General features: G+C 70.7%; 15 protein-coding genes. 5 read left to right on the top strand and 10 right to left on the bottom strand.

Annotation, left to right across the window (positions count from 1 at the left end):
* Positions 1-60: 60 nt before the first annotated feature.
* The 4 genes from ACZ4EG_RS29460 (at position 61) to groL (ending at position 4,255) form a co-directional block, all read left to right on the top strand.
* Complete coding sequence (locus ACZ4EG_RS29460) at positions 61-993, top strand: polysaccharide deacetylase family protein (protein ID WP_453551298.1); 933 nt, start codon at positions 61-63, stop codon at positions 991-993.
* A complete protein-coding gene (locus tag ACZ4EG_RS29455; RefSeq protein WP_467792733.1) occupies positions 990-1,829 on the top strand; it encodes a polysaccharide deacetylase family protein in 840 nt (279 codons plus the stop codon). Before ACZ4EG_RS29460 ends, ACZ4EG_RS29455 begins: the two co-directional genes overlap by 4 nt.
* A 366-nt stretch (positions 1,830-2,195) precedes the next feature.
* On the top strand, positions 2,196-2,504 hold the full coding sequence (gene groES / locus ACZ4EG_RS29450) for a co-chaperone GroES (protein ID WP_316747423.1): 309 nt from the start codon (positions 2,196-2,198) through the stop codon (positions 2,502-2,504).
* Positions 2,505-2,626: 122 nt separating this feature from the next.
* Entirely contained in the window at positions 2,627-4,255 is a 1,629-nt protein-coding gene (gene groL, locus ACZ4EG_RS29445) for a chaperonin GroEL (RefSeq protein WP_467792732.1), read from the top strand.
* Positions 4,256-4,314: 59 nt separating this feature from the next.
* On the opposite strand, the gene ACZ4EG_RS29440 is transcribed toward groL, so the two are convergent.
* Genes ACZ4EG_RS29440 through ACZ4EG_RS29400 form a run of 9 tightly spaced genes read right to left on the bottom strand, consistent with a single transcriptional unit; the run spans position 4,315 to position 12,078 of the window.
* Positions 4,315-5,022, bottom strand: a complete 708-nt coding sequence (locus ACZ4EG_RS29440) for an ester cyclase (RefSeq protein ID WP_467792731.1) — start codon at positions 5,020-5,022, stop codon at positions 4,315-4,317.
* Between the two features lie 33 nt (positions 5,023-5,055).
* Positions 5,056-5,262 (bottom strand): acyl-CoA carboxylase subunit epsilon, encoded by a 207-nt coding sequence (locus ACZ4EG_RS29435; RefSeq protein WP_453551288.1) that lies wholly within the window; start codon positions 5,260-5,262, stop codon positions 5,056-5,058.
* Positions 5,259-6,878, bottom strand: a complete 1,620-nt coding sequence (locus ACZ4EG_RS29430) for an acyl-CoA carboxylase subunit beta (protein ID WP_467792730.1) — start codon at positions 6,876-6,878, stop codon at positions 5,259-5,261. The genes ACZ4EG_RS29435 and ACZ4EG_RS29430 overlap by 4 nt, the downstream gene beginning before the upstream one ends.
* Before the next feature lie 40 nt (positions 6,879-6,918).
* Positions 6,919-8,463 (bottom strand): FAD-binding oxidoreductase, encoded by a 1,545-nt coding sequence (locus tag ACZ4EG_RS29425; RefSeq protein ID WP_467792729.1) that lies wholly within the window; start codon positions 8,461-8,463, stop codon positions 6,919-6,921.
* 5 nt (positions 8,464-8,468) lie between these two features.
* The gene (locus ACZ4EG_RS29420; RefSeq protein WP_467792728.1) at positions 8,469-8,798 is read right to left on the bottom strand and encodes a YciI family protein; all 330 of its coding nucleotides are present in this window, start codon (positions 8,796-8,798) and stop codon (positions 8,469-8,471) included.
* A 57-nt stretch (positions 8,799-8,855) separates the two neighbouring features.
* Positions 8,856-9,644 (bottom strand): AfsA-related hotdog domain-containing protein, encoded by a 789-nt coding sequence (locus tag ACZ4EG_RS29415; RefSeq protein ID WP_453551278.1) that lies wholly within the window; start codon positions 9,642-9,644, stop codon positions 8,856-8,858.
* A gap of 39 nt (positions 9,645-9,683) precedes the next feature.
* Complete coding sequence (locus tag ACZ4EG_RS29410) at positions 9,684-9,962, bottom strand: acyl carrier protein (RefSeq protein ID WP_467792727.1); 279 nt, start codon at positions 9,960-9,962, stop codon at positions 9,684-9,686.
* Complete coding sequence (locus ACZ4EG_RS29405) at positions 9,956-10,735, bottom strand: SDR family NAD(P)-dependent oxidoreductase (protein WP_467792726.1); 780 nt, start codon at positions 10,733-10,735, stop codon at positions 9,956-9,958. Before ACZ4EG_RS29405 ends, ACZ4EG_RS29410 begins: the two co-directional genes overlap by 7 nt.
* Entirely contained in the window at positions 10,732-12,078 is a 1,347-nt protein-coding gene (locus tag ACZ4EG_RS29400; RefSeq protein ID WP_467792725.1) for a class I adenylate-forming enzyme family protein, read from the bottom strand. The genes ACZ4EG_RS29405 and ACZ4EG_RS29400 overlap by 4 nt, the downstream gene beginning before the upstream one ends.
* A 359-nt stretch (positions 12,079-12,437) precedes the next feature.
* On the opposite strand from ACZ4EG_RS29400, the gene ACZ4EG_RS29395 reads away from it, so the two are divergent.
* Positions 12,438-13,100 (top strand): 4'-phosphopantetheinyl transferase family protein, encoded by a 663-nt coding sequence (locus tag ACZ4EG_RS29395; protein ID WP_467792724.1) that lies wholly within the window; start codon positions 12,438-12,440, stop codon positions 13,098-13,100.
* Between the two features lie 226 nt (positions 13,101-13,326).
* Here ACZ4EG_RS29395 and ACZ4EG_RS29390 read toward each other — a convergent pair whose 3' ends face one another.
* Complete coding sequence (locus ACZ4EG_RS29390) at positions 13,327-14,073, bottom strand: HAD family hydrolase (RefSeq protein WP_467792723.1); 747 nt, start codon at positions 14,071-14,073, stop codon at positions 13,327-13,329.

Below are 14,073 nucleotides of genomic sequence, written 5' to 3'. Positions count from 1 at the left end.
GCGCCTCCGGCGGCGGTGCCTGCCCCGGTTCGGGGCCGGGGCCTGCGAGGATCCGGCACCATGCGAGCAGTCGTACAAAATGACAAAAATAGGGCCCTGAAGAGGGCTGGTCTCCGTGCGGGCGTCGCCGCGCTCGCCGTCGCCGCCGGCGTCTCCGGCTGTTCGGGGTCGGGCCCGGACGCCGGTGTACGTCCCGCCCCGGGCCAGCAGAGGCTTCAGGCACCCCCCGCACGCGCCCTGGACTCCTACGCCGCCCGTCTGAAGGCCGACCGCGCCGCCCTCGCGGCCGCCGCGCGGCACTGGGGCCTGGACCAGGTCCCCCTGATGCCTCCGCCGCCCCCGGCCCGCAAACCGCGGATCACCGCTCGCGCGGGCTTCGAGGTCGACGGCCAGGAGGAGGAGAAGCTGCCGCCGGTCTTCACCACGATCCCCACCAAGCAGAAGGTCGTCTTCCTCACCATCGACGACGGCGCCGAGAAGGACCCGGCGTTCCTGCGCATGATGAGCGACCTGAAGGTCCCGTACACCGCCTTCCTCAGCAACTACCTGATCAAGGACGACTACGCGTACTTCCGGCAGATGCAGGCCGAGGGCGTCACCCTCAACAACCACACCCTCCACCACCCCTATCTGCCGGGTCTGTCCTACGAGGAGCAGAAGAACGAGATCTGCGGCATGCAGGGCGTGATGGAGAAGTGGTTCGGCAAGACCCCCACCGTCTTCCGTCCGCCCTACGGCAACTACAACGGCGACACCCTGCGCGCCGCGAAGTCCTGCGGCATCAAGTACGCGCCGATCTGGGACGAGGAGGTCTTCGTCGACCACTGGGAGTACCGCGAGGACGATAAGAGCCTGCACCCCGGCGACATCGTGCTCACCCATTTCCGGGGCCGTGACGACTGGGACGGCACGATGGTCGACGACATGCGCCGGTTCCTGAACAAGGTCACCCGCGAGGGGTACGCGGTGGCGCGCCTGGAGGACTACCTGTGAAGCGGCCGAGGGGGCGGCGGCGGTGCCGGGCACTGACGGCGGCCGTGCTCGCCTCGGCCGTGCTGCTTCCCGTGAGCGGCTGCGCCCAGTCCGTCGACCCCATCGAACGGCTGGGCAAGAAGGCGGCCGCGCGGGTACGGCCGCACGGCCCGGACGGGGAGCAGGCGTACCGTCGCTGGGGCCTGGGATCGCCGCTCTCCCCGGCCCCGACGCCCACGGTGCGTCCCGTGGGGCGGCACACGACGGGCCGGTCCCTGCCTCCGGTGGTGGACCGCGTCCGCACCCGCGACCGGGTCGTCTTCCTCACCTACGGCGACGGTGCCGAGAAGGACTCCCGCTTCGCCGACATGGTCCGTGAACTGCGGCTCCCGGTCAGCGTGTTCCTCACCGACCGCGCCGCCGGACCGGGGTACGCCCGGCTCGCCCGCCTCCAGTCGGCGGGCGCCGGCGTCCAGAACCACACCCTCGGCCGCGCCTCGCTGCGCGGGCTGTCGTACGCCGGCCAGCGCGCCGAGATCTGCGGCCAGCAGGACAAGCTCAAGTCCCGCTTCGGCCACCGCCCCCGCCTCTTCCGCCCGCCCCAAGGCGCCTACGACAGGACGACCCTGCGCGCGGCCGAGGACTGCGGTGTCTCGGCGGTGGTCCTCTGGCGTGCCGAGACGACCGCCGAGGGCATCACGTACACCCACGGCCCCGAACACCTCCGCCCGGGCGACATCGTCAACGTGGCCTCGGACGACACGACGGCCCCCACCCTCTGCGACCGCACGGCCCGCCTACTGCGCCGCGCCCAGTCCCGCGGCCTGATGGTGGGCCGCCTGGAGGACTACCTGTGACGCACCGCTGGCGCGGCGGCCGTGACTTCACCCGCAGGCGATGGCGTCGCCCAGCCATAGTCAGCCTGTCCGGCGTCTGAGGACGAGGCCGTTCAGGCCGATGCGGGGGTCTGGGGGCGGCAGCCCCCAGGGGGGCGGGTGCGCTGTACAGGCGTACGCCGACAGCGGAACCACGGCCGACGCGCCGCAGGCATTGGCACTCCGCTTGACCGAGTGCTAATCGCGGTCATAGTCTCGGCTCTGGCACTCCCCCCTGGAGAGTGCCAACAACGCGACGGGCAGGTCCGGCACCCGCGACGACGGATCCACCTGGTCGCCACCTCAGACAGTTAACCCCGTGAGATCTCCGAAGGGGGAGGTCGGATCGTGACGACCGCCAGCTCCAAGGTTGCCATCAAGCCGCTTGAGGACCGCATCGTGGTCCAGCCGCTCGACGCCGAGCAGACCACGGCTTCGGGCCTGGTCATTCCGGACACCGCCAAGGAGAAGCCCCAGGAGGGCGTCGTCCTGGCCGTGGGCCCGGGCCGCTTCGAGGACGGCAAGCGCGTCGAGCTCGACGTCAAGGTCGGCGACGTCGTGCTCTACAGCAAGTACGGCGGCACCGAGGTGAAGTACAACGGCGAGGAGTACCTCGTCCTCTCGGCTCGCGACGTGCTCGCGATCGTCGAGAAGTAATTCACCCGAAAGCACATTTCGTTGCTTTGAGCTGCGCCCTTGGCCCCCGCGACCCATAGGAAGCCGGGCGCCGGGGGCGCAGTTTTCGTTCACCCAAGATTTCCGAGAGGGCTCACGCTGTCATGGCGAAGATCCTGAAGTTCGACGAGGACGCCCGTCGCGCCCTTGAGCGCGGCGTCAACAAGCTTGCCGACACGGTCAAGGTGACGATCGGCCCCAAGGGCCGCAACGTCGTCATCGACAAGAAGTTCGGCGCCCCCACCATCACCAACGACGGCGTCACCATCGCCCGCGAGGTCGAGGTCGAGGACCCGTTCGAGAACCTCGGCGCCCAGCTGGTGAAGGAGGTGGCCACCAAGACCAACGACATCGCTGGTGACGGCACCACCACCGCCACCGTGCTGGCCCAGGCGCTCGTCCGCGAGGGCCTGAAGAACGTCGCCGCCGGCGCCTCCCCGGCCGCCCTGAAGAAGGGCATCGACGCCGCCGTCGCCGCCGTCTCCGAGGACCTCCTCGCTTCGGCCCGCCCGATCGACGAGAAGTCCGACATCGCCGCCGTCGCCGCGCTGTCCGCCCAGGACCAGCAGGTCGGCGAGCTCATCGCCGAGGCGATGGACAAGGTCGGCAAGGACGGTGTCATCACCGTCGAGGAGTCCAACACCTTCGGTCTGGAGCTGGACTTCACCGAGGGCATGGCCTTCGACAAGGGCTACCTGTCGCCGTACTTCGTGACGGACCAGGAGCGTATGGAGGCCGTCCTCGACGACCCGTACATCCTGATCACCCAGGGCAAGATCGGCGCCATCGCCGACCTGCTGCCGCTGCTGGAGAAGGTCATCCAGGCCGGTGCCTCCAAGCCGCTGCTGATCATCGCCGAGGACGTCGAGGGCGAGGCCCTGTCGACCCTGGTCGTCAACAAGATCCGCGGCACCTTCAACGCCACCGCCGTGAAGGCCCCCGGCTTCGGCGACCGCCGCAAGGCGATGCTGCAGGACATGGCGATCCTCACCGGTGCCACCGTCATCTCCGAGGAGGTCGGCCTCAAGCTCGACCAGGTCGGTCTGGACGTGCTCGGCTCCGCCCGCCGCGTCACCGTCACCAAGGACGACACCACGATCGTCGACGGCGCCGGCAAGACCGAGGACGTGCACGGCCGCGTCGCGCAGATCAAGGCCGAGATCGAGAACACCGACTCCGACTGGGACCGCGAGAAGCTCCAGGAGCGCCTCGCGAAGCTGGCCGGCGGCGTGTGCGTGATCAAGGTTGGCGCCGCCACCGAGGTGGAGCTGAAGGAGAAGAAGCACCGTCTGGAGGACGCCATCTCCGCGACCCGCGCCGCGGTCGAGGAGGGCATCGTCTCCGGTGGTGGCTCCGCGCTGGTCCACGCCGTCAAGGTCCTGGACGACAACCTCGGCAAGACGGGCGACGAGGCCACCGGTGTCTCCGTGGTCCGCAAGGCCGCCGTCGAGCCGCTGCGCTGGATCGCGGAGAACGCGGGCCTCGAGGGCTACGTCATCGTCTCCAAGGTCGCCGAGCTGGAGAAGGGCAACGGCTACAACGCCGCCACCGGCGAGTACGGCGACCTGGTCAAGGCCGGCGTCATCGACCCGGTGAAGGTCACCCGCTCCGCCCTGGAGAACGCCGCCTCCATCGCCTCCCTCCTGCTCACGACCGAGACCCTGGTCGTCGAGAAGAAGGAAGAGGAGCCGGCCGAGGCGGGCCACGGCCACGGTCACGGCCACTCCCACTGAGCGACACGCTCCTGAGCCAAGGCCCGGCACTCCCCGCGGAGTGCCGGGCCTTGCGCTGTCTACTGCTCCAACTGGTCGAGGGCGCCCAGCTGTTGCATCAGCCCCAGCTGGTCGTGCTGCCACCAGGTCTCGGCGATCTTGCCGTTGTCGCCGAACCGGAACAGCGTCATCCCGGTCATGGCGACCTGCCTGCCGGTGGGGGCGATGCCCAGGAAATCGCCCTTGTGCGTGGCGTTCCAGGTCCACCGCGCACAGGCCCGGTCGCCCTGGGCGAGCACGTCCTCGACCGTGAAGGTGAAGTCGAAGGCGCTCCGCCACATCCGGTACTCGCTGCGGGCGTTGTCCAGCCCGATCGTGTTCTGCGGATTGATCGGATCGTGGCTGTGGATGTCCTCGTCGAGCAGGTCGTTGAGCGGCGGCAGCTCGCCCGCGGTGGCGAGCGTGTCGAGGAACCGCCGCACGGTGCTCTCGTACAACTGCTCGTCGCGTACGACGTCCAGATCCGTGAACGTAGGCATCTCGTCGCACAACGCGACCAACTCTTGGAAGATCCGGCCGGTCTCCGGGAGGTTCGAGTTCCGCATCGCGTCCTCGTACGTCGGGAACTCCACCACTTCGACGACGTGCGACGCGTCCGAACGGTCCTTGCCGACCACCGCGTGCGTCGCCGTCCGCTTGCCCCTGGTCTGCTCGACCCAGTCGTCCATCAGCCGGTTCATCTCGTCCAGCCGGCTGGTCCTGCACTCGATGAGCTGTACGAACGTCATGGCGCTGCCTCCGGCCCCCCTGGTCCGGTTCCGTCACGCTCCATTTTCCCACCGGAGCGGCGCGATGCCCTGCGTGCGGCCCGCGCGGGCCCAGGCGGCGGGGCGGACGACGTCGGCGGGCCGGGCCGCCACGCGCTGGTTCACCAGGCTGTGCAGGACGACCAGGACGGCGGCGATCTCCTCGGGCGTCGGCTCGCCGGACAGGACCCGGATGCCATCGATGCCGTCGGCGGCGCTCATGCCGGCTGGTTCCCGTGCTTGCGGTGCGGCAGTTGCGCGCTCTTCGTGCGCAGCATCCGCAGCCCCGAGGCGAGGACGGCCCGGGTGGACTGCGGGGCGATGACGTCGTCGACGAGCCCGCGCTCGGCGGCGTAGTACGGATGCATCAGTGCCTCGCGGTACTCGGCCACGCGCCGGGCCCGGGTCGCCTCCGGATCGTCGGCCGCGGCGATCTCACGGCGGAAGATGACGTTCGCGGCGCCCTCCGCGCCCATCACGGCGATCTCGTTGGCGGGCCACGCGTACGACAGGTCCGCGCCGATGGAGCGCGAGTCCATGACGATGTAGGCCCCGCCGTACGCCTTGCGCACGATCACCTGGATCCGGGGGACGGTCGCGTTGCAGTACGCGTAAAGGAGCTTGGCGCCGTGCCGGATGATGCCACCGTGCTCCTGGTCCACGCCGGGCAGGAAACCGGGCACGTCGACCAGTGACACCACCGGGATGTTGAAGGCGTCGCACAACTGTACGAACCGGGCGGCCTTTTCGCTGGCATGGATGTCGAGCACCCCGGCCAGCACCAGCGGCTGGTTGGCCACGATGCCGACCGGGCGGCCCTCGATGCGGCCGAGCGCGCAGATGACGTTGGCCGCCCAGCGCTCCTGGACCTCGAGGAACTCGCCCTCGTCCACCACCTCCTCGACCACCCGGTGCATGTCGTACGGCTGGGCCGGGTCCGCGGGCACGATGTCCAGCAGCTCGGCGCAGGGCCGGTCGGCCGGGTCGTCGCAGGGCACCTCGGGCGGTGTCTCGGTGCTGTTCTGGGGGAGCAGACAGAGCAGATAGCGGACCTCTTCGAGGCAGGTCCGCTCGTCGTCGTACGCGAAGTGCGCGACACCCGACGTCTCGGCGTGCACGTCCGCGCCGCCGAGCCCGTTCTGGGTGACCTGCTCGCCGGTGACGGCCTGGATGACGTCGGGGCCGGTGATGAACATCTGGGACGTCTCGCGGACCATGAAGACGAAGTCGGTCAGGGCGGGCGAGTAGGCGGCGCCCCCCGCGCACGGGCCGAGCATCACACTGATCTGCGGGATGACACCCGACGCCTTCGTGTTGCGCTGGAAGATGCCGCCGTAGCCCGCGAGCGCGGTGACGCCCTCCTGGATACGGGCGCCCGCGCCGTCGTTGAGCGACACCAGGGGAGCGCCCGCCGCGATGGCCATGTCCATGATCTTGTGGATCTTCTGCGCGTGCGCCTCGCCCAGCGCGCCGCCGAATATCCGGAAGTCGTGCGCGTACACGAAGACCGTACGGCCGTGGACCGTGCCCCAGCCGCCGATCACGCCGTCCGTGTGCGGACGCTTCTCCTCCATGCCGAAGCCGGTCGCCCGATGCCGGCGCAGCGGCTCCAGTTCGCTGAACGTGTCCGGATCCAGCAGGAGTTCGATGCGTTCCCGGGCCGTCAGCTTGCCCTTGGCGTGCTGCCGCTCGGTGGCGGCGGTGTCGCCCGCGACCACGCCCGCGCGCAGTCCGTCCAGTTCGGCGGTACGGGCCCGCAGCGACGGCGAGGCGGACGGGGCCGCGAACTCCTCCTCGAGCTCGGCCAGTTGGCTGTTGCTCAGGGTCTGTATGGACATGGTCGGTCTCCTTTCGGTACGGGTCTCGGGTGCTACCGGGTCACAGGCTCAGGCCGCGGTAGCGGCGGGGCCAGATGCCGTGGGCGCCGGGGGCCAGCACGCCTGCCGGGTCGAGCGCGTCCTTGACCCGCTCGCCGAGCCGTCGCAGCGCGTGCCCGTGGAAGGCGTAGGTCTCCGCGACCTTGTCCATCAGGGCCGGGTGCGCGTGCCGTACGCCGAGCCCGGCCGCCGCCGCGTCCGCCACCAGGCGTTCGCACAAGGTCAGGGTGCGGGCCCGGTCGTCCGGGTCGCGGATGTCGAACACGACGGGCACATGGTGGTGCAGCACCCGTCGGCCCACCACGAACGAGCCCAGATAGTCCTTTCCGGCCGTCCGGACGAGCCCGCGCACCCGCGCGTACTGTGCCAGGGCGTCCGCGCCGGTACCCGGCAGTACGGGCGTGACGGGAAGATGCCCGCCGTGCTTCAGCCAGCCGTCGGCCGCGTCGCCCCACAGGCCGGGCGTGTCACGCCCGTCGTCCGGCTCGCCGAGCCTGCAGCGCACCCCGGGGATCGGCGCCAGCGCCGTGCGCACGGCGGCCCATTGGGCGTGCACGACGGAACGGCTGCCGGCCACGGCGCCGTACGCGTTCCAGTGGCCGAGCCGCAGATCGGCCATGACGGAGGCGAGGGCGCTGTCGGGCACAGGGCCCGGAGCGCCGGGGAGGGTGTCGCGGCACCGGCCCGCGGCGGCCGCGTCCAGCAGCAGGCCGCGCACGGTGGGCGACTCGGGGAGCGTGCCGTCGGCGCGCAGCGTCCGCAGGGCGTCGACCAGCGGGCCGAGGTCCTCCGCCCGCGGCACGGAGACGGTGAAGGTACGGCGGTACGGCGGCGCGAGGCGGAGCCGGATGCCGAGTTTGGTGACGATCCCCAGGTTCGGCGGCGCGAACATCATGTCGAAGGAGGGGCCGAAACCGTAGGGCCACAGATGGGCGCAGCGTGAGGCGCGCAGGCCGCCCATCCCGGTGCGCACCAGGTCGCCGTCCGGCAGTACCACCTCCATCCCGCACCACAGCGCGGGCTCGTCCTCGTACGGTGTGAGGCCGCCGGTGGCCAGGGCGTGACCGACGACGCTGTCCCAGCCCAGGCCCACCGGGTCGACCCGGTACGGCAGCCCGCGTGCGGCGAGATGGGCGGCGAGGTCGACGAAGGTGACGCCCGGCTCGACGACGGCGTACCCGAAGGTCTCGTCGACCTCCAGCACCCGGTTCATCCGGCTGAGGTCGAGGACGACGGCGCCGGGCAACCGGGGGGCCGCGCCGCCGAGCCCGGTGTTGCGGCCGGGCAGGGCGGGCGCGAGCGGCACACCGAAGGTCCTGGCGACGTCCAGCACGCGCCGTACGTCGTCGACCGAGGCGGCCAGCAGCGCCGCGCTGGGGACGAAGTGCCCGGGGCCGAGGACCGGCTGCGGGTCGTCGTAGCCCACGAGGGCGATGTCCTCGTGGGTCAGTACCCGGGAGTCGCCGAGCACCGCGCGGAACGCGGTGAGTGCCTCGGCGAACTCCCGGGGCCCGACGCCGTGCGGGAGCCGGGGACGGCCGCTCACGGATGTCACGGCCGTCCTTCCGTGGCCCGGGCGGCCTCCTCCGTGAGCCGCACGGGGGAGCGCTGCGAGGGAGCGAACGCCTGGATGTCGATGCGTTCCCAGACGCCCGAGACGGCGAACGGGTCGGCGAGGGCGTACTCCTCCACCTGCTCCCGGTTCGCGGCCTCGACCACGATCAGGCTGCCGACCGCGGTGGTGCCGTCGGCGTCGACCAGGGGCCCGTAGAGCACCGGCCGCACCGGCGTGGCCCGCAGCCGGGCCGAGTGCGCGGGCCGCTGGGCCGCCCGCAGTTCGGCGGTGCCCGGTGCGTCGAGGCAGTGGATCGCCCACAGCATCTGTCTCTCCTCGGGTCGTGGGGGGAAGGGGTCGTAGGGACAGGGACAGGGGCGGTGTCAGGCAGCCTGGCCGCCGCTCATCGCCGGTGCGGCCTGGTCGCGCAGCCGGGTCAGCTCCGCGACCACGGCCTGACGGGCCGCGATCTTCTCCTGCTTGACGCTGAAGGGCTCGGGGATCACCCGGTATTCGGCGTCGATCACGCTGGCGAGCGTGTCGCCGTGGTGGATCGAGATCCGGCACTTGAAGACCGGCCCCACCGGGGTGGGGGTCAGCTCCAGCAGCTCGTACTGCAGCGTCGCGGCGAGCGGGAAGACGAAGCTGTGGAACGTGGAGCCGACCGAGCCGATGACGAACCGGGTGCGGTCGGGGCCGGTGACGTAGAACTGCTCGGTGACCACGGTCCAGAACTGCCGGGCGGCCTCCAGGAGCGTGATGGCCGGTATGTGCTGGCCGGTGAGGTGGTCCTCCAGGACCTCGACGCGCTGGTCCAGCACGAGGTCGGCGGCGAAGCGGTTCTCGCCGATCTGGCCGACCGGCCCGATCAGTACGTTCTTGGCGTCGTGCTTGTGGGTGAGCTGCTGCCGGGCCCGCTCGGGCACCCCGGACTTGGCCACCGTGACCGCCGGCGCGTGCCGGTCGGCCAGGGTGCGTATCTCCGCCAACTGCTCGTCGCTCAGGCCCTGTCCGATGGCGACCGCCAGGCCTTCCGGCACGTCGCCGGAGCGCAGCCGGGCCAGCAGGTCGGAGACGGGGACGGTGCCGCGGTTGACGAGGAAGTCCTCGAAGCGGTCGCCGACGGCGATGACGGCATCGGGCGACATGGACTGTGCCGTGGAGCGTGACATGGGTCGGTCCCTCCGGTCGTGGTGGTGGGCGGTCCGGGCTCAGGCGGTGGCCGCGGCCAGGTTCGCCAGCGTCTCGATGTAGGCGTCGGTCAGCGCGCCCACCGTCCGCACGTCGGAGATCACGTAGTCCTCCTCGAACGGGTCGGCGCCGAACTCCATCTCCAGCTGGATGATCAGCCGGGCCAGCAGCAGCGAGTTGAGCCCGATCCGGGCCAGCGGCTCGTCCCCGGTGAGCAGGAGCACGGGCTTGCCGGCCTCCTTCAGCAGGGCGTTGATCTGCTCGTGGACGGTCGCGGTGATGTCGGTCGTGGTCAGCATGTGATTCCTCCGTCGACGACGATGGTCTGCCCCGTGATGAACGAGGCGTCGGGTGAGATGAGGTAGAGGACGGCGTCGGCGATCTCATGGATGTCGCCGAGTCGGGCGAGCGGCGTGCGCCGCTGGATGCGTTCCCGGTTCCGCTCCGTGACGTCGGACGTCATGTCGCTGTCGAAGAAGCCGGGGACGATCGAGTTGACCCGGATGTTGAAGGCGCCGAGCTCCCGGGCGAGGCTCCGGCTGAATCCGTCGAGCCCTGCCTTGGTGGCGGAGTAGACGGCGACACCGCGATAGCCGCGGATGGCGTTGATGGACGAGACGTTGAGGATCTGGCCGCCGCCCTGCTTCGTCATCGAGCGGGCGCAGGCGTGCGCGAGCGTGATCGGGGCGAGAAGGTTGGCGGCGATCAGCGTCGAGGTCTGTTTCGCGGACGTGGTCAGGAACAGCTCCTGGTGCAGCACCGCCGCGTTGTTGATCAGCAGGTCCACACGGCCGAAGCGGCGCCGCACCGTCCGTACGAACTCCCGCAGCGAGTCGGGCTCGGTGAGGTCGGCGGCCTCCCACAGGAAGCGGTCCTCCGCGGTGACCTGAAGGTCCTTGACGAACTCGTTGGCCGACCTGCTGAACGTCGCCACCCGCCAGCCGTCCACGAGCAGCCGCTCGACCAGGAGCCGGCCGAGTCCCTTGCTGCCGCCGCTGATCACGGCGACGCGGTCGTCGTTCCCGGTGGCGGTCACGGCTCCGGTCCCGGTCGCCGGCTCGTGGGCGCTCATGCCGCGCTCCGGATCTTCTTGTACCGGTCGGAGTGCATGGGCGCGGCGGCGATCTCGACCAGGGCCGGCACCTTGTACGCCTCCAGGCGCTGCGCGCAGAACTCGCGCACCCGGCGCATGACGTCACGCCGGTCCTCCGCCTCGACCAGCTGCACGGTGGCCTTGACCACCATGCCGGTCACCGGGCTGGGCCGGCCGCTGACCGTGGCCTCGGCGATGTTGTCCAGCTGGAGCAGGACGCTCTCGACCTCGCTCGGGTAGACCTTCTCGCCGCCCACGTTGATGATCTCGGAGTTGCGGCCCAGGATCCGCACCCATTCGCCGTCGACCTCGACGACGTCCTGCGTGTTGAAGTAGCCCTCCTCGTCGAAGGGGGCCGGGGCGTTGAGGTAGCCCAGCATCGCCATCTCCGAGCGGATCCACAGGACGTTGTCGATGATCTTGTGGTCGAACCCGGAGTTGCCGAGCTTCACCCACAGCGTGTCGTCACCCCGGGAGCGGGTGGGCAGGATGCCCAGCTCCGACAGGCCGTACGTCTGCTTCAGCCGGACTCCCGGCAGCGCCTGGGCCAGACGGCGCAGGGTCTGCAGGGGCATCGGCTCGGTGCCGTAGGTGACGAGTCCGAGGGAGTCGGTGGCGTGCCGCTCGTGGGCGCCGGAGATCAGCACCATGTTCAGGAAGGTCGGCGTGGTGGGCAGGATCTCCACCCGGTGCTCGGCGACCGCCCCGAAAACGGAGTCCGGCGTGCGCTCCGCCACCGTGATCACGGTGCCGCCCTGGCTCAGCGTGTGCAGCAGGGTGTTGACGCCGCCGATGTGGTCCAGGCTGAGGAAGGACAGGATGCGGCCGGGCCGGGTCGGCTCGCCGTAGCGGCCGAGTACCTTCTCGAAGTCCAGCACCGAGGCCTTGCTGCGGCCTGTCGTACCGGAGCTGAACAGGACCAGGCCCGGATGCCCGGTGGCGCGCAGTTCCTCGTACAGCTCGTGCGCCGCGCTGCGCCCGGTGCGGTCGGCCCGGTGCTCGCCGCCTTTCGCGTCGACCTCGATCACCACCTCCACCTGTGCGACGTCCAGGAACTCCGCGCGCTTGGCGGCCGGGATCGCACTGAGCGGTACGACGACCGCACCGCGCTCGATCAGCGCGAGCAGGCCGGCGCTGGCCTGCGGGGAGTAGGCGCCCTCCAGCGTGACGACCTCGCCCGCGGCCACCTGGTGGCGGTCGAGGAAGCCGCGCCAGTCGTCGACGAGGCGCAGCAGCTCGTCGTAGCCGTGGGAGCGGCCCTCGAAGACGACGGCCTCGGCATCACCGAAAGTTTTCAGCCGGTCCAGGAAAGAATGGGGCATCGGGATCTCCCGTTATTCGGTCGCATTGTTCTACGGCGTTTTTGGGTCGCGCTGTTCTGGTCGCGTTGTTCTGGTCGCGAATTTCCTTGGTTTATTTCGATGGGAAAACTCTAGGGAGGTGTCGTTCCGGGTTTCAATCTGCCTTTTCCGGGACCTCGTTCGGAGTGGCCGACCCGGCGTAGCCGTTCGGGCAGCGCTCCCGGGTATGCCCGGACGGCCATGTAGCGGAAGAGGCATCGGTCGCGGCACCATCGGGGCAGCGATGTGCTGTCATGACCTTGTCCTGGGATGGCAGTGGCCCGCCGCATCCGGCGGGCCCTGGTGCGCCTTTTCACGGCGCCTTCCGCCCAGGAGAAGAAATGATTCAGCAGATACTTCCGCCTGCCGTCGCCGGTGCCGACACCACGGTCGACCTGCTCGACTTCCCGGTGTTCCCGGAGGAGGAGCCGTATCTGACGGACTCGGTGGAGCACCGCCGGCGCGAATTCGTCACCACCAGGCGCTGCGCCCGTACGGCGATGACCGTGCTCGGGGTGCCGCCGGCCCCGGTCGGTTCGGGTCCCAAGGGGGAGCCGGAGTGGCCGGCCGGGGTGACGGGCAGCATGACGCACTGCGACGGCTACCGGGCCGCCGCCCTCTCGCACAGCCGCGAGTACCACTCCATCGGGATCGACGCCGAGCCCCACGAGCCGCTCGCCGAGGAGCTCGTCGCGTACATCACCGGCCCGGACGAACGAGCCCACCTGCGCGAACTGGAGCGCAGCCACCCCGCGGTGCACTGGGCGACCGTGCTGTTCAGCGCCAAGGAGACGGTCTACAAGGCCTGGTACCCGCTGGCCCGGCGCTGGCTCGGCTTCCGCGACGCCCGGCTCACCTTCGACCCGGACGCCGGAACGTACACGGCATGCCTGCTGGTGCCGGGGCCGGTGGTGGACGGGGACCGCATCGCCTGGTTCACCGGCCACTGGGCGGTACGGGACGGGCTCGTCCTCACCGCGATCGCGGTGAGGCGCGGCCGGTGAGGGACGGGTGACCCGGGACGGTCGTCAGACAGGGCCGGGCGAAGCCGGAAGCGGTTCGGCGGTGCGCTGCAGGGCGCGCGGCGAGGCCGTATCGGGATGGTTCGGTGGTGCCCTGAAGGGCTCCGCGAGGCCGTATCGGGACACGGGTCCGCCGCGTGCGGGTGCGACCGGCCACGACGGCGCCACAAGGGACCGGACGCGCATCGCGGCACTTCCGGCGGAGCGCTCAGCGTCGCTCGGCCGCGGTCAGCAGCCGCGTGGGCGAGGCGTCCGGAGACGGCAGGTGTCCGGGGGTGGCGGGCAGGACGGGCCAGTCGAGCTGCTGGGCGTGCTCGAGCAGCACCCGGTCGCCGCCGACCACCACCGGGTTGCCCACCGTGCCGAGCATGTCCAGGTCGCTGGAGTGATCGCCGTAGCAGCTGCAGTCCGCGGCGACCAGGCCGAGCTCCACGACGGTCTCGCGCACGGCGTCCGCCTTGACCGAGCCGATCATCGGCCGTGCGACCTCGCCGGTCAGCCGGCCGTCGGCGTCCAGCAGGGGTTCCGAGCACAGGATGCGGTGCGCACCGAGATCCTCGGCGAGCGGCTCCAGACAGCCCCGGAACGACCCCGAGACCAGGACCAGCAGATGGCCCGCCTTGCGGTGCCGGGTGGCCGCGGCCCAGGCCGGGACGACGACGGCGGCGGATCCTCGGCGGTACTGCTGCCACCAGTCCCGCCCGGCCTCCAGCAGGGCCTCGTACGGTACGCCGGCGAACCGCCGGTAGTAGGCCCGGTTGATCTCCGAGCGGTGCACGCCGGAGGCTGCTGCCCGGTGTACGCCGGCCATGACGGCTTCGTAGCCGCTGCCGTCGTCGCCGTGCCGGGCCATCCAGAAGCGCAGGAAGTGGAACATGCTCTTCGTGTTGACCAGGGTCTCGTCGACGTCGAAGAAGGCCGCGGGAGCGCTGTGGGGAGTGCTGTCGGGATACAT

Source organism: Streptomyces sp. NPDC025638, assembly GCF_055558775.1.
The sequence above is the reverse complement of the archived record's forward strand: the minus strand, read 5'-3'. Positions and strand labels throughout refer to the sequence as shown.